This is a genomic window from Acidovorax sp. FW305-C-20-28 (assembly GCF_058783375.1).
Genome location: NZ_JBYSYM010000002.1, coordinates 277106 through 296317, shown reverse-complemented (window position 1 = coordinate 296317; position 19212 = coordinate 277106). Strand labels below are relative to the sequence as shown.

Genomic DNA, 19212 nt, shown 5'->3' with positions numbered 1-19212 from the left:
AAAGGTTCCCGCCATCGACCGGCCGCCTCCAGCACCTCAGGTGTTACCCGTGCGCACGCCCCGCCGGACAGGAGCACAATGGGCTCGGCAAGACCGTGTGTTCCGCCAAACCCTTGGATGTGTGATGACGCAGCGCCCGCCGCACCACCGGTGCTGGTCACCGCTGCCCCCAACCAAACCGCTTGCATGGCAGAACTCCACGCCCTATCGCTGCTGCCCGTGCGTGTGCAGCAATGGCTGGCCCCCTACGAGGCGGACGAGCCGCTGGCCGCGAGCTTTCGCGCCCAGCAGCTGCAGGCCATGCTGCGCCTGACCCCGCTGGCCATGGCCGTCAATATCTTCAACGGGTTTTTCATCGCCTGGCGCCTGGCAACAGTCCCCTCCTGGCTCTGGGCCTGGGTGCTGGCCCTGTTGTTCGTGGCCGCGCAGGGGCTGCGCGCCTGGCAGCGCGCCCGCCAGCGCCCGCCCCGCCTGCTGGCCTCCCCCAAGGCCATCCGGCGCGCCGCCCGCCACGCAGGCGTGCTGGGCCTGCTGTGGGGCAGCATACCGGCGCTGCTCTTCGCCTCAGCCCCGGCGCCGGACCAGATGATGATCCTGGCGATCAGCTGCGGCATGATCTGCGCCGGGGGCTTCGCGCTGGTGACCGTGCCCGAGGCGGCCCTGAGCTATGTGCTGCTGCTCGCGGGGGGCTCGGCCGTGGGCCTGGTGCGGGCACTGGACCAGCCGGGTACCGCGACACTGCTGGTGCTGCTGGTGACCTATGGCCTGGTGGTGATCGCCTCGGTGCGCGTGATGGCCCGGTCCTACGGCTCGCGCCTCGCGGCCGAAGCCGATGCCGCCCACCAGCAGCAGATCGTGGGCCTGCTGCTGCGCGACTTCGAAGAGAACACCAGCGACTTCCTCTGGGAGGTCTCCAGCGAGGGCACGCTGCGCCACTCCTCCAACCGCCTGGACCAGGCCCTGTGCTACAGCCGCCAGGACGACCCCGACCTGGGCCTGGTGGAGCTGATCGCCCGCACCCACCGGGGCGCCAGCCACGGCGTGGACCCGAGCAGCCACCTGCAGGCCTTGCAGGTGGCCTTGCAGGGACCGCAGCCGTTCCGCGACCTGCCTGTCCCCCTCGTCATCGGCGGCCAGTTGCGCTGGTGGGCCCTGACTGCCAAACCCACCTGGCGGCTCGACCAGACGCGGCAGGACTGGCGCGGCGTGGGCGTGGACATCACGCACAAGAAGCATGCCGAGGACGAAATGCACCGCCTGGCGCATTTCGATGTGCTGACCGGGCTGGCCAACCGGCGCCACTTCCAGCACCGCCTGCAGCAGCAATGCACGCTGGACAGCGCGGGCGCCGGCGCTGCGGCCCTGCTGTGCCTGGACATGGACAATTTCAAGCGGGTGAACGATGCCTACGGCCACGGCAACGGCGACCTGCTGCTCAAGACCGTGGCGCAGCGCATGGCCCAGCAGGTGCGCAGCCGCGACCTCGTGGCCCGGCTGGGCGGGGACGAGTTCGCCATCCTGCTCGACGGGGCCAGCTCGCGCAGCGAGGTGCAGGTGTTCTGCGAGCGCCTGGTGCGTGCCATCGAACAGCCCTGTGACCTCTCGGGCCTGGCCATCACGCCGCACCTGAGCATCGGTGTGGCCTTTCTGCCGCACGACGGCAACCACGTCGACGCCCTGCTGCACCATGCCGACCTGGCCCTGTACGAGGCCAAGCAGCGTGGGCGCGGACAGGTGCAGTTCTTCTCCATCGAGATGGACCAGCGCGCGCACCGGCGCATTGCCCTGGAGGACGGGCTGCGCAGCGCCCTGGCGGCAGGCGAGCTGCACCTGGCCTTCCAGCCGCAGTGGCACCTGGCCTCGGGCCGCATCGCGGGGCTGGAGGCCCTGCTGCGCTGGAACAGCGCGCGCTTCGGCAGCGTGTCACCCGTGGAGTTCATCCCCGTGGCCGAGGAGGCCGGGTTGATCCGCGACATCGGCCTGTGGGTGCTGGAGCGCGCCTGCCAGGCCGCACGCCAGTTGCCCGGGGACCTGGTGATGTCGGTGAACCTGTCGGTCTGCCAGTTCGACGATGCCCTGCTGGCCGACAAGATCCTCGCCGTGGTGGAGCGCTGCGGCCTGCCCCCGGGGCGGCTGGAACTGGAGATCACCGAGTCGGTCTTCCTGCAGGACACGGACGACGTGATGGCCACGCTGCACCGGCTGCGCCATGCCGGGGTGCGCATCGCGCTGGACGACTTCGGCACGGGCTACTCCTCCCTGGCCTACCTGCGCAGCTTTCCGTTCGACCGGCTCAAGATCGACCGGTCCTTCATCGCGCCCATCCAGAGCAGCCCCGAGTCCGAGGCCATCGTGCATTCGGTGATCGAGCTGGCGCAGGCACTGCACATGGAAACCACGGCCGAAGGCATCGAGACGGCCGAGCAGGCCCAGCTGCTGCAGGGCCTGGGCTGCGTGACGGGTCAGGGCTTCTTCTTTGCACGGCCACTGGACCTGCCTGCCGTGACGGCCTTCATTGCCGCGCAGCCTGCGGCCGTCACCTGATCCTTCGCCTCAGCCGGCGCCGGGCTTGCGGCGTGCCCTGGGGTGTGCAGCGTCGTAGACCTTGGCCAGGTGCTGAAAATCCAGGCGCGTATACACCTGGGTGGTGGTGATGTTGGCGTGGCCCAGCAATTCCTGCACCGCGCGCAGGTCACCGCTGGACTGCAGCAGGTGGCTGGCGAACGAATGGCGCAGCATGTGCGGGTGCACCGGCGTGGTCAGCCCCGCCTGCTGGCTGCGCTGGCGCAGGCGCAACCAGATGGACTGTGCCGTGAGCCGCGCGCCGCGCTGGCCCAGGAACAGCGCCGCATCGAGCCGCGGAGAGCCTTCGCCGCCGAACGGCCCGGCGCGCAGCGCCAGCCAAGCCTGCAGCGCCTGGATCGCAGACCGGCCCACGGGCACGCTGCGCCGCTTGCTGCCCTTGCCGAAGACATGGGCCTCGCCCGCCTGCAGGTCGATCCAGCCGCGGCCCTGGCGCTCGGTTTCGGCGCTGGCCACGGCATCGAGCCCCGCGAGTTCGCCCACGCGCAGGCCGCAGCCATAGAGCAGCTCCACCATGGCCGCGTCGCGTGCTTCCAGCCAGGGGTCGGCACCGCTGTTGTCGAATTCGGCCAGGCGCACGGCATCGTCCACGCCCAGGGCCTTGGGCAAGGGCTTGGGCGCCCTGGGGGCGCGCACATCCTGCACCGGGTTGTGCGGCACCAGGCCCTGGCGCCCGGCCCAAGTGAAGAACCCGCGCCAACCCGAGAGAATGAGCGCGATGCCACGCCCGCTGCGCCCGCCGCTGTGCATCTGCGCGACGAAGCGGCGGATGTGCGCCGTCTGCAGCTGCAGCAGGGGCACGCCCACGCCGGCCGCGAACTGCGCGAGCTTTTCCAGGTCCAGGGTGTAGAGCGTGAGCGTGCGCGCCGCGAGGCGCTTTTCCACGCGCACATGCTCCAGGTAGCGCAGCACCTGCGGATCAGGAACTGCCGAGGGTGAAGAAGGGGCGGTGGTCATGTGAGCAGCCGTCCGCCCGGCCGCTCAGCGCAGGCGCACCAGCGCCGAGCTGGACAGCTCGGCAATGCGCGAGAGGAAATCGGTGCCCATGGTGGCATCGAAGCGCTGGGGATCGTGCGAGCCCAGCACCAAGAGGCCGAAGGCCGGCGTGGCGCTGTCGATCGCACCCTGGCGCAGTGGCAGCAGGGCCAGCGATTGGGCCTGCACGCCGCCTGGCGCATCGAGCCAGCCCGCAGGCTCGAAGCCCAGGTTGGGGCCGCAGAAGGGCATGGTCAGCGACGAGGCAAAAGCGCGCGCGTCCTCGCTCGCGCCCTGGGCGAAGTCGGCATCCACATAGGGGCCGGCCACTTCCCACACGCGCACGGTGGCCTGGGGCACGTCGAACAGCGTGCGGATGCCCTCGACCACAGCCTCGGGCAGGTCGAACGGGTCCTTGACCTGCAGCAGCGCACTGGTCCACTGGTGTACCTTGTTCGCGATGGCGGTGTTCTCGCTGCTGTTGCGCACCATGTCCATCACGCGGTGTTCCAGGCCCTTGATCTTCTCGCGCAGCATCTCGGCCTGGCGCTCCTGCAGGCTCACGGCGCGGGCCCCGTGGGGGCTGGTGATCTGCACGCTGGCCAGCACTTCGGCGTGGCGCTCGAAGAAGCCGGGGGTGTTCTCCAGGAAGCGGGCGATATCGTCTTCGGTGATGGGCGAGATAGGGGTGCTGGGGTTGGTCATGCTGCGTCCGGGATGTCGATCTGGCCTTCGAATACGGTGGTGGCCGGACCGGTCATGAAAAGGGAGTCTGTGTCCTTGCCGCTCCAGGCGATGGTCAGGCGCCCGCCGTGCATGTCCACATGCACCTCGCTGTCGAGCAGGCCGAGGCGGACGCCCGCCGCCACGGCCGCGCAGGCGCCCGAGCCGCAGGCCAGGGTCTCGCCCGTGCCGCGCTCGAACACGCGCAGGCGCACATGGCCGCGGCCCACGATCTGCATGAAGCCGGCGTTCACGCGCTCGGGAAAGCGCGCATGGCTCTCGATCAGCGGGCCCCACAGCAGAACCGGCGCCGTGTCCACGTTGTCCACCAACTGCACGGCATGCGGGTTGCCCATGGACACCACGGCCACCGGTACGGTAACGGGGATGCCCTGCACGTCGATCGCCAGCGGCCAAGTACGGCCGTTGCCCTGCACCGTGGGGGAGAGCGCGCTGGCATCGAAGGGCACGCGCGGCTCGTCGAGCACGGGCACGCCCATGTCCACGGTGACGCGGCCGTCGGCATTGAGCTTTGGCGAGAGCACGCCGCTCAGGGTCTGCACGCGGATGGTGTCCTTGTCCGTCAGGCCCTTGTCGCGCACATAGCGTGCAAAGCAGCGCGAACCGTTGCCGCACTGGCCCACCTCGCCGCCATCGGCGTTGTGGATCACGTATTCGAAATCGATGCCTTCGGCGGGCGAGGGCCGCACGGTCAGGATCTGGTCGGCGCCCACGCCGAAATGGCGGTCCGCCAGGTAGCGGTACTGGCCGGCCGTGAGGTTCAGCCGCGCCCGGGTCTCGTCGAGCACGACGAAGTCATTACCCGCGCCCTGCATTTTGGTGAAGTGGATCTTCATGTGCCGGATTATCGTCGTTGCAGAGGCAGGCTTGCCAGAGACGGCGGCAATGGCAATACCCCCATTGCACACGGATAGCCCAAGGCGTTTAGGCTTGGCGCTTCTTTCTTCCGGCAACCCGAACGAGGAACCCATGGCAGCAGACCTTTCCGCTTTCCCCATCACCCGCAAGTGGCCCGCCCAGCACCCGGACCGCATCCAGCTGTACTCGCTGCCCACGCCCAATGGCGTGAAGGTGTCGATCGCGCTGGAAGAGCTGGGCCTGCCCTATGAACCGCACCTGGTGAGCTTCGAGACCAACGACCAGACCTCGCCCGAGTTCCTGTCGCTCAACCCCAACAACAAGATCCCCGCCATCCTCGACCCCAACGGGCCGGACGGCAAGCCACTGGCGCTGTTCGAGTCCGGCGCCATCCTGGTCTACCTGGCCAGCAAGGCCGGCCAACTGCTGCCGCAGGACACGGCAGGCCGCTATGAGGCCCTGCAATGGGTGATGTGGCAGATGGGCGGGGTCGGCCCCATGTTCGGCCAGCTCGGCTTCTTCCACAAGTTCGCCGGCAAGGACTATGAGGACAAGCGCCCGCGCGACCGCTACGTGGCCGAGTCCAAGCGCCTGCTCGGCGTGCTGGACCAGCGCCTGGCCGGCCGCCAGTGGATCATGGGCGACAGCTACACCATTGCCGACATCGCCACCCTGCCCTGGGTGCGCAACCTGGTGGGCTTCTATGGCGCAGGAGAGCTGGTGGAATTTGACCAGTTCAAGGAAGTTCAGCGCGTGCTGAAGGCCTTCGTGGAGCGCCCCGCCGTGGCCAAGGGATTGAACATTCCTGCCCGGGGCTAAGCCAGCCTCTCCTGGAGAAAATCCAGGAAGCATGCGATGCGCGCGGCCAGCTGCGTATTGCGGTAGTAGACCGCATTGATCGGCTGGCGCACGTCCACCGTGTCGCGCGCCAGCACCTGCACCAGGCGGCCGCTCTCGCGATCGCCCGCGGTCATGAAGTCCGACAGGCACACCACCCCCACGCCCTGCAGCGCCAGCTGGCGCAGCGTCTCGCCGCTGGACGCGGTGAGGCCGGGCACGGTGGGCCATTCGTCCCCATGCGCTCCGCGCAGTGGCCAGCGGTTGAGCGATTCGGGCTGGTTGAAGCCCAGCAGCGTGTGGCCCGCCAGGTCGGCCACGCTGCGCGGCTTGCCCGCGCGTGCCAGGTAACCGGGGCTGGCCAGCACACGCAGGCGGCTGGTGCACAGCGGGCGCGCATGCAGGGTCGAGTCCTGCAGCGCGCCGATGCGGATGGCCACGTCGGTGCGCCGCTCCAGCAGGTCGATGTTCATCTCGTCGGTGTTGAGTTCCAACGTGATGCCGGGGTAGGCGCTGCGGAACGCCGGCACCAACGGCACCACGGCGTGCAGCATGAACGGGGTGGCCGCATTCACGCGCAGCCGGCCCGAGGGCTGCTGGCGCCGCGCCGCCATGCTCTCCTCGGCCTCGTCGATGGACGCCAGGATGGCGCGCGTGCGCTGCAGGAAGGCCTGGCCCTCCTCGGTCAGCTCGATGCGCCGGGTGGTGCGGCGCAGCAAGGTGGTGTCGAGCTTCTTCTCCAGCCGTGAGAGCGCCCGGCTGATGCCCGAGACGGTCTGCGCCAGTTGGTCGGCGGCCGCGGTGATGGAGCCGCCATCGACCACGGCGGCAAAGGCCTGCAACTCTTCGAGGGTGGTTTTCATGGCCGCCATGCTCCCCTATTCTTGACTTCAAATCAAGAATCTATCGACGACAACCTCCTTTTTCTGCAAGGCCGAAGTCCGGACACTCCTTCCATTCCCACAGGAGTGTTCCATGCCCATTGCCCTGCTCGCGCTGACGCTCAGCGCTTTCGCCATCGGCACGACCGAGTTCGTGATCGTTGGCCTCTTGCCCACCGTGGCGGCCGACCTCGCCATCAGCATCCCCTCGGCGGGCCTGCTGGTAAGCCTCTATGCCCTGGGCGTCGCCATCGGCGCCCCCGTGCTCACCGCCCTCACCGGCAAGCTCCCGCGCAAGGCGCTGCTGCTGTCGCTGATGGCGCTGTTCACCGCCGGCAACCTGCTGGCCTGGCAGGCGCCGAGCTACGAATCGCTGGTCGCCGCGCGCATCCTCACCGGCCTGGCGCACGGGGTGTTCTTCTCCATCGGCTCGACCATCGCCACGGGCCTGGTGCCGCGCGAGAAGGCCGCCAGCGCCATTGCCACCATGTTCACCGGCCTCACCGTGGCCCTGGTCACGGGCGTGCCGCTGGGCACCTTCATCGGCCAGCATTTCGGTTGGCGCGAGACCTTTTTGGCCGTCTCGGCCCTGGGAGTGATCGCCTTCATCGGTAGTGCGCTGTTCGTGCCACGCAACATCGTCCACACGCCACCGGCCTCACTGCTGCAGCAGGCCCGGGTGCTGGCCGAGCCGCGCCTGCTGCTGGTCTATGCCAAGACGGCCATCGGCTACGGCGGCAGCTTCATCCCCTTTACCTTCCTCGCGCCCATCCTGACCGAGGTGGCGGGTTTCAGTGCGGGCGCCGTGGGCTGGGTAATGCTGGTCTATGGCGTGTCGGTCGCGGTGGGCAACCTCTGGGGCGGCCGGCTGGCCGACCGCCTGGGCCCCATCCCTGCGCTGCGCATCGTGTTCGCGCTGCTGGCCGCCGTGTTGCTGCTGCTGCAATTCACCGCGCCCCACCCCTGGCTGGCGCTGGTGACCGTGCTGCTCTGGGGCGCCGTGGCCTTCGGCAACGTGCCGGGCCTGCAGGTCTATGTGGTCAAGCAGGCCGAGCGCTTCACGCCCCAGGCGGTGGACGTGGCCTCGGGCCTGAACATCGCCGCCTTCAACCTGGGCATTGCCGGGGCCGCCTGGGCCGGTGGCCTGATCGTGACGCACCTGGGCCTCATGCACACCCCCTGGATCGGCGCCCTGGTGGTGCTGGCCTCCCTGGCATTGACTCACTACAGCGGCGTGCTGGACCGCCGCGCCGGCATCCCCGTGCGCGCCAACGGCCCGGTGCCCGTGGGCCACTGACACCCTTCCCCCTTCACACCCACACGGAGTATTTCTTCATGCCTTCTTCCTCCATCCCCGCCTTCGGCCTGGGTACCTTCCGCCTGCAGGACCAGGCCGCCATGGACTCGGTGCGCAACGCCCTCGACCTGGGCTACCGCCTCATTGACACGGCCCAGATCTACGGCAACGAAGCGGCCGTCGGCCAGGCCGTTGCCGACAGCGGCGTGCCGCGCAGCGAACTGTTCCTCACCACCAAGGTCTGGACCGAGAGCCTGGCTGCCGACAAGCTCATCCCCAGCCTCAAGGACAGCCTGGCCAGGCTGCGCACCGAGCAGGTGGACCTGGCGCTGATCCACTGGCCCTCGCCCGGCGGCGCGGTGCCCGTGGCCGAGTTCATGGGTGCCCTGGCCGAAGCCAAGGCCCAGGGCCTGGCCGCGCAGATCGGTGTCTCCAACTTCACCGTGGCGCTGATGCAGGAGGCCATTGCCGCCGTGGGCGCCGACGCCATCGCCACCAACCAGGTCGAACTGCACCCCTACCTGCAGAACCGTGCCGTGGCCGAGTTCGCCCGCAGCCAGGGTATCCACATCACCTCGTACATGACGCTGGCCTATGGCAAGGTGCTGGGCGACCCGGTGATCGCGGCCATTGCGCAAGCGCACGGCGCCACCCCAGCGCAGGTGGCCCTGGCCTGGGCACTGCAGCTCGGTTACGCGGTCATCCCCTCGTCCACCCGGCGCGAGAACCTGGCCAGCAACCTCCTGGCGCAACAGCTGCGCCTGAGCGATGCGGAGATCGCGCAGATCGCCGCGCTGGACCGCGGCGGCCGCCTGGTTGACCCCGAAGGTCTGGCCCCCCATTGGGATTGACCGATCCAATCAGCCCGCGACGACACGCACAAAGGCCGGCACCACGCCCAGGTGATTGTCGCGCCGCTGCACGGCATGCACGTCAGCCCTGGGTCCTTTGGCGCCCAGAGGCTTGAACACCACGCGGGGCCCGAACAGCGTGCCCAGCGAAGACGGCACCAGGGCCACACCCAGCCCCGCGGCCACCAGGCTCAGCACGGCCGCCAGCTCCACCGTGGTCTGCGCCACCCGCGGCGCAAAGCCGGCCTGCACGCAGCACTGCACCATGTGCTCGGCATGGGCCGACGAGTCGCGGCGCAGCATCACGAAGGTTTCGCTGCGCAGGTCCCGCAAGGCCAGCGCCTTGCGCGCGGCCAGCGGGTGGCCCGGCGGCAGGGCCGCGACCACCGGGTCGGGCCACAGCAGGGTGCTGGCGAGCTGGTCGTCATTGACGGCCGTGCGCGAGATGCCCACGTCGATGCGCTTGTCGCGCAGTGCCGCCTGCTGCAGCGAGGGCTGCATCTCGTGCAACACCACGTCCACGCCCGGGTGGCTTTGCCGGTAGCGCGCCAGCGCGGCCGGAAACGGCCCGAGGAAATGCGAGCCCGACAGCCCCACCTCGATGCGCCCGGCCTGCCCCTGGCCGATGGCCGCCACGCGCTGGCGCGCCGTGCCCAGCCGCTCCAGCACGGCACGCGCATCGACCAGGTAGGCCTGGCCGGCCAGTGTGAGCTCCACGCGCCGGCTGGTGCGCACGAACAGTTGGGCGCCCAATTCCTCTTCGAGCTGGGCGATCTGCAGGCTCAGCGGCGGCTGCGAGACATGCAGGCGCTGCGCGGCGCGCGTGAAGCTCAGCTCTTCGGCCAGGGCAATGAAGTAACGCAGGTGCCGCAGTTCCATTGATACTTTCTCGGTCTAAATCAAGACCAACAATATATTGGACTGCAAACCCCGCCGTTTCGACAATACGCCCAGACCACAACAACCCGGCGGAGACGACCATGAAGATCCCACACAGCCTGATGGCTGCCACGCTTGCCCTGTCAGGCTTGGCCATGGCCCAGGACAACTACCCCAGCAAGGCCATCACGCTCACCGTGCCCAACCCGCCCGGCGGGGTCGTGGACACCTCGGCCCGGCTGCTCAACGAGCCCCTGGCGCGCGTGCTGGGCCAGCCCGTGGTGATCGACAACAAGGCGGGCGGCAGCGGCAACGTGGCCTACGGCGCCGTGGCCCGCGCCAAGGCCGATGGCTACAACCTGCTGATCTCGTACTCGGCCTACCACGTTGGCAACCCGGCACTCACCCCCAGCCTGCCCTGGGAGGCCAAGGACTTCGCCCCGGTGGCCCTGCTCACCGTGGCCACCAACGTGATCGCCGCCCACCCCTCGGTACCGGGCAACAACCTCAAGGAATTCATCGCCTACCTCAAGGCCAACCCGGGCAAGGTGAACTACGCATCGCAGGGCAACGGCTCGCTCTCGCACATCGGCACCGAGATCTTCAAGCAGCAGAGCGGCACCTTCATGACCCACATCCCCTACCGCGGCTCGGGCCCGGCCGTGGCCGACGTGCTGGCCGGCCAGGTGCAGGTGTTCATCACCACGCCGCCTTCCGTGATGCAGCATGTGCTGAGCGGCAAGCTCAAGGCCTTCGCCGTGACCGGCAGCAAGCGCCACCCCGGCCTGCCCAATGTGCCGACCGTGGCCGAAGCCGGCATGCCCGACTTCAAGCTCGAAGCCTGGGTGGGCCTGTTCGCCCCGGCCGCCACGCCGCCCGCCGTGGTCACCAAGCTCACGGCCGACGTGAAGAAGGCCCTGGAGATGCCCGAGACGCGCCAGCGCGCCGATGCCGCTGGCATCGAGCTGCGCTACCTGCCGCCCGAGGCGCTCGGTGACCTCGTGAAGACCGAAACCGCTTACTGGGCCAAGACCATCAAGTCCGCCGGCATCAAGGCCGACTAACCCGCCGACTACCGCACCTCCGTGACCCCATTCCCGGCGCCCCGCGTGCCGGGCAGGGCAGCGCTTTGCCATTTTTTTCCTGAAAGGCCCCCGCCATGCAACGCACCTACCGCATCGGGCAGATCGTGCCCAGCTCCAACACCACCATGGAGACCGAGATCCCCGCCATGCTGCGCGCCCGCGAGCAGATCCTGCCCGAGCGCTTCAGCTTCCACGCCAGCCGCATGCGCATGCAGAAGGTCACCAAGGAAGAACTGGCCGCCATGGACCGCGATTCCGACCGCTGCGCGCTGGAACTGTCGGACGGCAAGATGGACGTGATGGGTTACGCCTGCCTGGTGGCCATCATGAGCATGGGCCTGGGCTACCACCGCCTGTCCGAGAAGCGGCTGCACGAAGTCACCGTGGCCAACGGCAAGCCCGCGCCCGTGGTGTCGAGCGCCGGAGCCCTGGTCGAAGGGCTCAAGGCCATGGGCGCGAAGAAGGTCTCGGTGCTGACCCCGTACATGAAGCCGCTGACCCAGCTGGTGGTGGACTACATCGAGCACGAGGGCATCGCAGTGCACGACCGCCTGTCGCTGGAGATTGCCGACAACTTGGAGGTGGGCGCGCAGGACCCGGCCGCGCCCGCGCAGATCGTGCAGCGTCTGGACACTCGTGGCGTGGACGTGGTCGTGATCTCGGCCTGCGTGCAGATGCCTTCGCTGGCGTCGGTGCAGGTGGCGCAGGACCGGCTGGGCATTCCCGTGGTGTCGGCAGCCGCCTGCACCACCTGGGCCATGCTCAAGCGCCTGGGGCTGGAAACCCGGGTACCCAACGCAGGCGCCTTGCTGAGCGGCAGGTACTGACCGCGCCCTGCAGGGGGCGGGGCAAAACCCGATAATGGCCCCATGCCCCGCCCAAGCCAACAACTCCATCCCCACCGCGAACCCGTCCCCACGCGCCTGGCCGCCACCGTGCTGCTGCTGCGCGATGCCGAGGGCGACGGTGCGCTGGAGGTGCTGATGACGCGGCGCTCGCCCAACGCCAGCTTTGCCCCGGGCGCCTATGTCTTCCCGGGCGGCGGCATCGATGCGCTGGACGCCCAGTCGCACCACGTGGCGGATCGCCGGCCGGCCCAGAGCGACCTGCACCTGACGCAGGCGATCGCCGCCATCCGCGAGAGCTTCGAGGAACTGGGCGTGCTGCTGGCACGCCACGCCGACGGCCGCATGGCCGACGCCGCCGACATTGCCGCCCTGGACCGCAGCGCCCCCTTTGCCACACAGTGCGAGGCGCGCGGCCTGCGCCTGGCGGCCGACAGCGTCTACCTGCTGGCCTACTGGACGGCCGACCGCGACCTGCCGCGGCGTTTCGAGGTACCGTTTCTCGCAGCCCGCATGCCCGAAGGCCAGACCCCGGTAGCCGACGAGGCCGAGCAGTTCGAGCCCGTGTGGGTGCGCCCGGCGGATGCCATCGCGCGCCACGAGGCAGGCCAGTTCTTCATGATCTTCCCGACCATCCGCACGCTGCAGCGGCTGGCCAAATTCAAGAACACCCAGGCGGTGCTGGATGCCCTTGCGGGCGAGCAGCCGCTGTGGGTGAGCTGCCCGCGCGCGGGCCTCTTGGCCGGCAAGGAGGCGCGCTACATGGAAGACGAGATGCCCTTCGGCGAACTGGCCCTGGTCTGCCCCGACGGGCAGATAGTGCACCCGCTGGACTGGCAGACCGACCACCCCGTGCCCCTGCTCAAGAATGTGCAGCGCCTCACGGCCCCCAACTCCGGCGTGATGACCGGCCCGGGCACCAACAGCTACCTGGTGGGCGACCCGACCACCGGCTTCATCGCCATCGACCCCGGCCCGGCCGACATCGAGCACCTGGAAAAGCTCTGGCGCGCTGCGGGCGGCGACATCCGCGCCATCGTCTGCACGCATTCGCACCCCGACCACTCCCCGGGGGCAGCCCCGCTGCAAGCCCTGTGCGCACGTGCGGGCCAGAGCGCACCGCCCATCCTGGGCCTGCGCTCGGCCCCCACGGCCCGGGTGGCCAGCGCCTTCACGCCGGAGCGCGAGCTCGCCCATGGCGAGAGGCTGGTGCTGTCCGCCCAGGTACCCGACCCCGCCACCAGCCACACCCTGCAGGTGATCCACACCCCCGGCCACGCAGCCAACCACCTGTGCCTGATGCTCGAGGAAGACGGCCTGCTGTTCAGCGGCGACCACATCCTCAACGGCAGCACCACGGTGATCGACCCGCCGGACGGCAACATGGCGGACTACCTCGATTCGCTGGACGCGCTGGACGCAGCCTGCGAAGCCCACCAGGCCCAGTTCATCCTGCCCGCGCATGGCTACGTGCTGGGCGAGGCGCGCAGCGCGATCGCCCGCCTGAAAGCCCACCGCCTGGCGCGCGAAGCCAAGGTGCTGGCTGCCATGCAGGCCCTGCCCCAGGGCAGCATGGACGACTGGGTGCGGCACGCCTACGACGACGTGCCGCCGCGCATGTGGCCCGTGGCCCAGCGCTCGCTGCTGGCGCATGTCGAACGCATCCGCGGGCTGGAGCCCGGCAATGGCAACGCCCCTTGAGCCGCATCGCAGCCCTGGCCCGGGCTGCGCCCGATCCAGGCCATGTGCTGCGCCATGGCGCAGGGGACAATCGAACCATGACTGAAAAGAACCCCGAAGCCGGCCATGTCCGGCTGGCCAAGCGCGTGGCCGAGCAGCTCGACTGTTCGCGCAGCACGGCCGAACAATTCATCGAAGGCGGTTTCGTGAGCGTCGATGGCGCCGTCGTCGAAGCCCCCGGCGCGCGTGTGGCGCCGCACCAGAGCGTGGCCGTGGACCCGGATGCCAGCCTGCTGGAGCTGACGCCCGTCACCCTGCTGCTGCACAAGCCCGCCGGTTTCGAGGCCGGGCTGGGCGCTCCCGGCCAGGCCGGTGCCGCGCACGGCAGCCGCAGCCAGGGGGCCGCGCCCGCCCTGACGCTGCTCTCGACCGCCTCGCACCTGCCCGAGGACGCCTCGGGCATCCGCGTGCTGCAGCGCCACTTCCGCCAGCTCGAATGCTTCACACCCCTGCCCACCGAGGCCAGCGGTCTGGTGGTCTACACCCAGGACCGGCGCATCGCGCGCAAGCTGGCCGAGGACATCGAGTCGCTGGAGCAGGAGTGCATCGTGGAGGTGGCCGGCGAGATCGCGGCCAACGGCCTGCAGCGGCTGTGCCACGGCCTGTCGTTCAACGGCCGGCCGCTGCCCCCCATCAAGGTCAGTTGGCAAAACGAGACCCGCCTGCGCTTTGCACTCAAGGGCATCCGCCCGGGCCAGATTCCGGCCATGTGCGAGGCCGTCGGCCTGCGCGTGGTGGGCATGAAGCGCATCCGCATCGGCCGCGTGCCCCTGGCCAAGGTGCCCGAGGGCCAGTGGCGCTATCTGCAGCCCTGGGAACGATTCTGAGCGGAGCTCTCTAGCTACCAAAAAGTGAGCAATCACCATTCCGAGGGATGGCAGGGCGCCACAGGCCGCTGATACACTGCCTTCCAAACAGGAGGGAGCGAGTCCATGGACCATCAGCAAACAGGGGCCGGTGCGGCGCCCGCCTCGGCCTTCGCGCCGCAGGGAATCGACGCACACCCGCTCGAATTCACCGGCAGCGGCGGTGAATACTTCCGGGTATGGATCGTCAACGTGCTGCTGACCATCCTCACCCTGGGCCTCTACACCCCCTGGGCGCGGCGGCGCACGGCCCAGTATTTCTACGGCCACACCCTGGTGGCTGGCAGCCCGCTCGAATTCACGGCCCAGCAAAGCCGCATGGTCAAGGGTTTCATCATCCTGGTGATGCTCACGATTGCCTACCAGATCGCCGTCAACACCGGTCAGGACACCGCCGTGGGGGTGTTCCTGCTGGTGGGCGCCCTGCTCTCGCCCTTCATCTGGGGCAGCGCCATGCGCTTTCGCCTGGGCTCCACGCGCTGGCGCGGCCTGCGCCTGCAGTTCACGGCCTCCTGGCGCGAGGTCTACAAGGCCAGTTGGCCCGTGTTCGCCATTGCCCTGGTGTGGTTTGGCGTGTTCTTCGGCATCCAGTACCTGGCTCCCGAGTCGGCTGACGCACTGCGGGAACTGGCCGCTGACGAAAGCGGCGATGCCGACCTGCCCACCATGGCGGCCGGCATCTGGGGTCTGATCGCCCTGGGTTTGTTGCTGTCGATCACCTGCGTCATCCGCCTTGAATTCAACTACAAGAGCCTGCTGGTGCTGCGCGCCCAGGTGGGCAATGAAACCGGCCGCTGGAAGCCGGTGTACATGGATTTCGTCAAGATCTGGCTGGCGACGGTGGTGGTTTTCATCCTGCTGGTGGCCGTCATCAGTGCAGCGATGTTCGGACTGGTGAGCGCCGCGATCACCCTGGTCATGCGCGGTGACACTTCGGGGCCGTGGATGGTCATCTTGATGGCGGTGAGTCTTTTCGGCGGGATTTTCTTTCTGTTCATGGCTTCGGCACCGGCGCGGGCCTACCGCGAGGCGCGCATGTTCCAGCTCATGTGGGACAACATCGGGCTGAGCCAGGTGGCGCGCTTCAAATGCCAGCTGCGCACAAGCAGCTTCATGCTGCTGCGCATCAAGAACCTGTTCATGACCCTGCTCACCCTGGGCCTGTACCGCCCCTTCGCCCGCGTGAACGAGTACCGCATGAAGGCCGAGTCCGTCACCCTGCACGTCAAGGGCGGCGTCGACCAGGTCACCAGTGCGATGGTGCGCCAGCAGAAGGAAGGCGGCATTGGTGACGCGCTGGCCGATGCGGCAGGCCTGGACCTGATCGGCTGATGGACACGGCAGCCCCTTCGGTGGACCTCGTACCTGGGCGCTGGTTCGACGGCCTGAGCAGCCAGGCCAGGCCCGTGCTGGTGGGCCTGCAGCCCACGCCCAAGGGCCCCTCGCTGGCTTTGCACCCGCTGTCGCAGCCCGGCGCTGCGCCCTCGGTGTTCCCCTGGAACGAGGTAGGCTGGCCCGAGGCTTGGAGCGATCGCCGCCCGCAGCAGCGCGCGGTGGTGGACCTGCGCGACCATGGCAGCCTGGAGATCGATGCCGTGGCCCAATGGCATGCCGCCCTGGCGGCCGCGGGCGCCCGCCCCGGCCTGGCCGAGCGCATGCAGACGCGCTGGCCCATGCTGCTGGGGGTGACGGCCGTCGCCATCGTCGGGCTGACCCTGTTCTACCGCTATGGCACGCCCTGGGCGGCCACGGAGCTCACGCGCTTCGTACCCGTGTCATGGGAAACCAGCGTGGCGAGCAATGTGCTCACGCAGATGGACAAGGGCACGCTCAAGCCCAGCAAGCTGTCCAAGGAGCGCCAGGCCCAGCTGCAGGCCCGGTTCAATGACCTGGTGCAGCAGGTCCCCACCGGGCTGCAACGCTACCCGGGCTACCGGCCCACCTACACCCTGTCGTTCCGCTCGGGCATGGGCGCCAACGCCTTTGCCCTGCCCGGTGGGACCGTGGTGATGACCGATGGCCTGGCCAAGGCGGCCGAGAAGCAGGGGCTCAATGACGATGCCCTGATCGGCGTGCTGGCCCACGAGATCGGCCACGTCGCCAACCGCCACACCACGCGCATGATCGTGCAACAGGGCGTGCTGCAGATGGGCATGGGGCTGGCGCTCGGCGACGTGTCGGGCATCGTCTCCACCGGCGCCTCGGTGCTCACGGGCCTGGCCTACAGCCGCAACCACGAACGTGAAGCCGACTGCTTTGCCATTGCGCTGATGGGCCACGCAAAACTGCCTACTGCACCGATGGGCAAGCTGTTGCTGGCCATTGCGCAGGAAGAGGACGACGAAGAAAAGGCCTACAAGAAGAAAGCCGCCACCGCAGCCAAGGAAGGCGCGAGTGCTCCGGCGGAGACCACCGCAGCGAAGAAGCAAGAGCTGGAGGCCATGGGCCCGGTATGGTCCCTGCTCAGCAGCCACCCCGATACCGTGGAGCGCGCCAAGGAGCTGGAGCAAGGGCATGCGATGCACTGCCCCAAGCCTGCCTGAAGCGCTGGGCTGCGCCGGCAAGACCGGCCGTGGAATTAAGTGTGAAGCGCGCCGATAAGCCGGATTCTGTGCACCGCGGTTGCCCGCGGCGTGACCGCCATTACTCTGGGCCGGGTGTCGCCACACCGGCTCGATGCTACCTACCCGCCAGCTCTGCGGAACCACATCAACGCTGGCCTACTTGGTATTGCTGCGCGTAGAGATTGCCCGTTTCACCCCAAACAGGCTGCGGGCATGCCCGCTGCCTGTTTGGGGTGGCTGTTCGGACCTGGCTTTCGCCAGGTTCGGACAGCTATCGCTGTCCTCTCGCCAGCTTGCGCTGGCGCCTCACAGAACACCTCGTACAGGCACCTGTCTAGACTCGTCTCTGTTGCTCTGATCCTCACCTCACGGTGGGCAGCCGTTAGCTGCTACGCTGTCCTGTGCAGTCCGGACGTTCCTCCAGTGCCTGGTTTCCCAGATTGCACCAGCGGCGGTCTGGCGCGCTTCACGGGGTGGATTATCGTTCACCGGAGCTGGCGCGCTCCCACGTAAGGTCAAATCGCGCCAGGTATTTGCGCAGGCGGTCGGCATCGTTGACCACCGTACGCTGCGCGCGCGAGGCCTGGAACAACTGGCGCCCCGCTTCGGACAGAGTGCGCGCCTGCCGGCATGCGCGCAGTACGGCGGCCAGCTGGAGCTGGTCGAACAAGTCCATGGCCTCGATCTGGGCAGCGTCCAGCAGCGTACCCAGATCAATGGCATCCCCACCCGCCCCCAGGCCATCGCGCGCTTCCCTGGCCGGCTGCCACAGCCATTGCAGGCGCGCGATCTCGGCCTCCACCAGGGGCAGGCCGATGCGGCCGCCGTCGGCCAGGGTGGCCAGGCGCGTGGCGCTGGCCGAGAGGTCGCGGAAGTTGCCGCTCCACAGCGCATCGGGCGACTGGGCATAGCGCAGGTAGGCGGTGCGCGCCTCGGCCGACAGGCGCACCGTGCGGCCCAGCTCCGCGCCGGTGCGCGCCAGCAGGTGGTCCAGGTTGGGCTCGATGTCCTCGGGCCGCTGGGCCAGGCCGGGCAACTGGTAACTCCAGAGGTTGATGCGCGCGTACAGGTCTTCACGGAAGCGCCCGGCCGCCACCTCGGTGCGCAGGTCGCGGTTGGTGCCGGCGATCAGCTCGAAATCGCTGGCCACCTCGCGGTCGCTGCCCATGGGGTAGAAGCGCTTTTCCTCCACTGCCTTGAGCAGCATGGCCTGCTCGTCCAGGCCCAGCTCGCCGATCTCGTCGAGGAACAGCACGCCCTTGTGCGCCGTGCGCAGCAGACCCGCCCGGTCGGCCGCAGCACCCGTGAAAGCCCCCTTCTTGTGGCCGAACAGCGTGGACGCAGCCCCATCGCCATGCAGGGTGGCGCAGTTGACCTCCACGAATTCGCCCTCCACCTGGTGGCGGGCCTTCTTGAGCTCGTACATGCGCCGCGCCAGATGCGACTTGCCCGCCCCCGTGGGCCCGGTGAACAGGATGGGCGCGCGCGAGCGCACCGCCACACGCTCCACCTCGTCGATCAGCGCGTTGAAGCGCGCATTGCGCGTGGCGATGCCGCTCTTGAGGAAGTCCACCGCATCGCGCTGCTCGGCGCCAAAGCGCTGGGCGATCACGTCGTAGCGCGACAGGTCCAGGTCGATCAGCGCATAGCTGCCCGGGTCGCCCATCTGCTGGCGCCGCGGCGGCGAAGTCTGCGCCAGCACGCCCGGAATGCGCCGCGACTCCACCAGCAGGAACAGGCAGATCTGCGCCACGTGCGTGCCGGTGGTGATGTGGGTCCAGTACTCCTCGCGCTCGGTGTCGAAGCGGTAGGCCTGCGTCCAGTCGAAAAGCTTGGCATAGACCTCGCCGAAGTCCCAGGGGTCGGCGATCTCCATGGGCACCAGCCGCACCGTGGTCTCCGGCGAGGCAATGGCAATGTCGTTGCGCACCTGGTGCGCGAGTTCGTGGTGGGCCGGCGTGTACAGCAGCTCCAGGCGCTGCACCACCATGTCCTCGTGCTGCACCAGTGAGACGGTGGGCCGCCACTTCTCCCAGCGGCCTGCGCCCTTGCCCGAATCGAGCTGGGTGCCAAGAAAGCCAATGACGACGACCTTCTTCATGGATAAAAAACTAGCCCAATAAATAGTATTTTCAAATTCTACATCACCACAACCAACGGCAAAAATTCTCCAGAAATCAAAAATAACCAAGCAAATCAATCACTTG

At 68.6% G+C, this 19212-nt stretch carries 16 protein-coding genes and 1 other RNA gene; 10 read left to right on the top strand and 7 right to left on the bottom strand.

Translation table 11 applies throughout. The features are described from left to right. The first annotated feature begins 186 nt into the window (after positions 1-186). Positions 187-2544 carry a putative bifunctional diguanylate cyclase/phosphodiesterase gene (locus AC3WOH_RS04655; protein WP_492228232.1) on the top strand — a complete coding sequence of 786 codons (2358 nt, stop codon included), beginning with the start codon at positions 187-189 and terminating at the stop codon, positions 2542-2544. 9 nt (positions 2545-2553) lie between these two features. Here AC3WOH_RS04655 and AC3WOH_RS04650 read toward each other — a convergent pair whose 3' ends face one another. Genes AC3WOH_RS04650 through dapF form a run of 3 tightly spaced genes read right to left on the bottom strand, consistent with a single transcriptional unit; the run spans position 2554 to position 5138 of the window. Further along, the gene (locus AC3WOH_RS04650; protein ID WP_492228231.1) at positions 2554-3540 is read right to left on the bottom strand and encodes a tyrosine recombinase XerC; all 987 of its coding nucleotides are present in this window, start codon (positions 3538-3540) and stop codon (positions 2554-2556) included. Positions 3541-3564: 24 nt separating this feature from the next. Next, on the bottom strand, positions 3565-4263 hold the full coding sequence (locus AC3WOH_RS04645; RefSeq protein WP_492228230.1) for a DUF484 family protein: 699 nt from the start codon (positions 4261-4263) through the stop codon (positions 3565-3567). After that, the gene (dapF, locus tag AC3WOH_RS04640) at positions 4260-5138 is read right to left on the bottom strand and encodes a diaminopimelate epimerase (RefSeq protein WP_492228229.1); all 879 of its coding nucleotides are present in this window, start codon (positions 5136-5138) and stop codon (positions 4260-4262) included. Before dapF ends, AC3WOH_RS04645 begins: the two co-directional genes overlap by 4 nt. Before the next feature lie 133 nt (positions 5139-5271). On the opposite strand from dapF, the gene AC3WOH_RS04635 reads away from it, so the two are divergent. Beyond that, on the top strand, positions 5272-5979 hold the full coding sequence (locus tag AC3WOH_RS04635; RefSeq protein ID WP_492228228.1) for a glutathione S-transferase N-terminal domain-containing protein: 708 nt from the start codon (positions 5272-5274) through the stop codon (positions 5977-5979). Here the strand turns inward: AC3WOH_RS04635 and AC3WOH_RS04630 are convergent. After that, a complete protein-coding gene (locus AC3WOH_RS04630; protein WP_492228227.1) occupies positions 5976-6860 on the bottom strand; it encodes a LysR substrate-binding domain-containing protein in 885 nt (294 codons plus the stop codon). The two genes, AC3WOH_RS04635 and AC3WOH_RS04630, sit on opposite strands and share 4 nt — an antisense overlap. Before the next feature lie 112 nt (positions 6861-6972). Here AC3WOH_RS04630 and AC3WOH_RS04625 point away from each other — a divergent pair, with 112 nt between their 5' ends. Both AC3WOH_RS04625 and dkgB read left to right on the top strand, forming a co-directional pair. After that, positions 6973-8175 carry an MFS transporter gene (locus tag AC3WOH_RS04625; RefSeq protein ID WP_492228226.1) on the top strand — a complete coding sequence of 401 codons (1203 nt, stop codon included), beginning with the start codon at positions 6973-6975 and terminating at the stop codon, positions 8173-8175. A 38-nt stretch (positions 8176-8213) separates the two neighbouring features. Next, positions 8214-9026 (top strand): 2,5-didehydrogluconate reductase DkgB, encoded by an 813-nt coding sequence (dkgB, locus tag AC3WOH_RS04620; protein WP_492228225.1) that lies wholly within the window; start codon positions 8214-8216, stop codon positions 9024-9026. Between the two features lie 9 nt (positions 9027-9035). Here the strand turns inward: dkgB and AC3WOH_RS04615 are convergent, their stop codons facing one another. Next, on the bottom strand, positions 9036-9905 hold the full coding sequence (locus AC3WOH_RS04615; RefSeq protein WP_492228224.1) for a LysR substrate-binding domain-containing protein: 870 nt from the start codon (positions 9903-9905) through the stop codon (positions 9036-9038). A gap of 101 nt (positions 9906-10006) precedes the next feature. On the opposite strand from AC3WOH_RS04615, the gene AC3WOH_RS04610 reads away from it, so the two are divergent. The 6 genes from AC3WOH_RS04610 (at position 10007) to AC3WOH_RS04585 (ending at position 16984) form a co-directional block, all read left to right on the top strand. Continuing rightward, complete coding sequence (locus tag AC3WOH_RS04610; RefSeq protein WP_492228223.1) at positions 10007-10969, top strand: Bug family tripartite tricarboxylate transporter substrate binding protein; 963 nt, start codon at positions 10007-10009, stop codon at positions 10967-10969. Positions 10970-11064: 95 nt separating this feature from the next. Continuing rightward, on the top strand, positions 11065-11817 hold the full coding sequence (locus AC3WOH_RS04605; protein WP_492228222.1) for a maleate cis-trans isomerase family protein: 753 nt from the start codon (positions 11065-11067) through the stop codon (positions 11815-11817). A gap of 42 nt (positions 11818-11859) precedes the next feature. Beyond that, positions 11860-13536, top strand: a complete 1677-nt coding sequence (locus AC3WOH_RS04600) for an MBL fold metallo-hydrolase (RefSeq protein WP_492228221.1) — start codon at positions 11860-11862, stop codon at positions 13534-13536. A 77-nt stretch (positions 13537-13613) separates the two neighbouring features. Beyond that, positions 13614-14402: an rRNA pseudouridine synthase gene (locus tag AC3WOH_RS04595; RefSeq protein ID WP_492228220.1), complete on the top strand. Its 789-nt coding sequence runs from the start codon at positions 13614-13616 to the stop codon at positions 14400-14402. 105 nt (positions 14403-14507) lie between these two features. After that, positions 14508-15773, top strand: coding sequence for a YjgN family protein (locus AC3WOH_RS04590; RefSeq protein ID WP_492228219.1), 1266 nt, complete (start codon positions 14508-14510; stop codon positions 15771-15773). After that, positions 15773-16984, top strand: coding sequence for a M48 family metallopeptidase (locus tag AC3WOH_RS04585; protein ID WP_492228218.1), 1212 nt, complete (start codon positions 15773-15775; stop codon positions 16982-16984). The genes AC3WOH_RS04590 and AC3WOH_RS04585 overlap by 1 nt, the downstream gene beginning before the upstream one ends. 39 nt (positions 16985-17023) lie before the next feature. On the opposite strand, the gene rnpB is transcribed toward AC3WOH_RS04585, so the two are convergent. Then, positions 17024-17473, bottom strand: an RNA gene (rnpB, locus tag AC3WOH_RS04580) — RNase P RNA component class A. Positions 17474-17483: 10 nt separating this feature from the next. Further along, a complete protein-coding gene (gene rtcR / locus AC3WOH_RS04575) occupies positions 17484-19106 on the bottom strand; it encodes an RNA repair transcriptional activator RtcR (RefSeq protein ID WP_492228217.1) in 1623 nt (540 codons plus the stop codon). Positions 19107-19212: the final 106 nt, after the last annotated feature.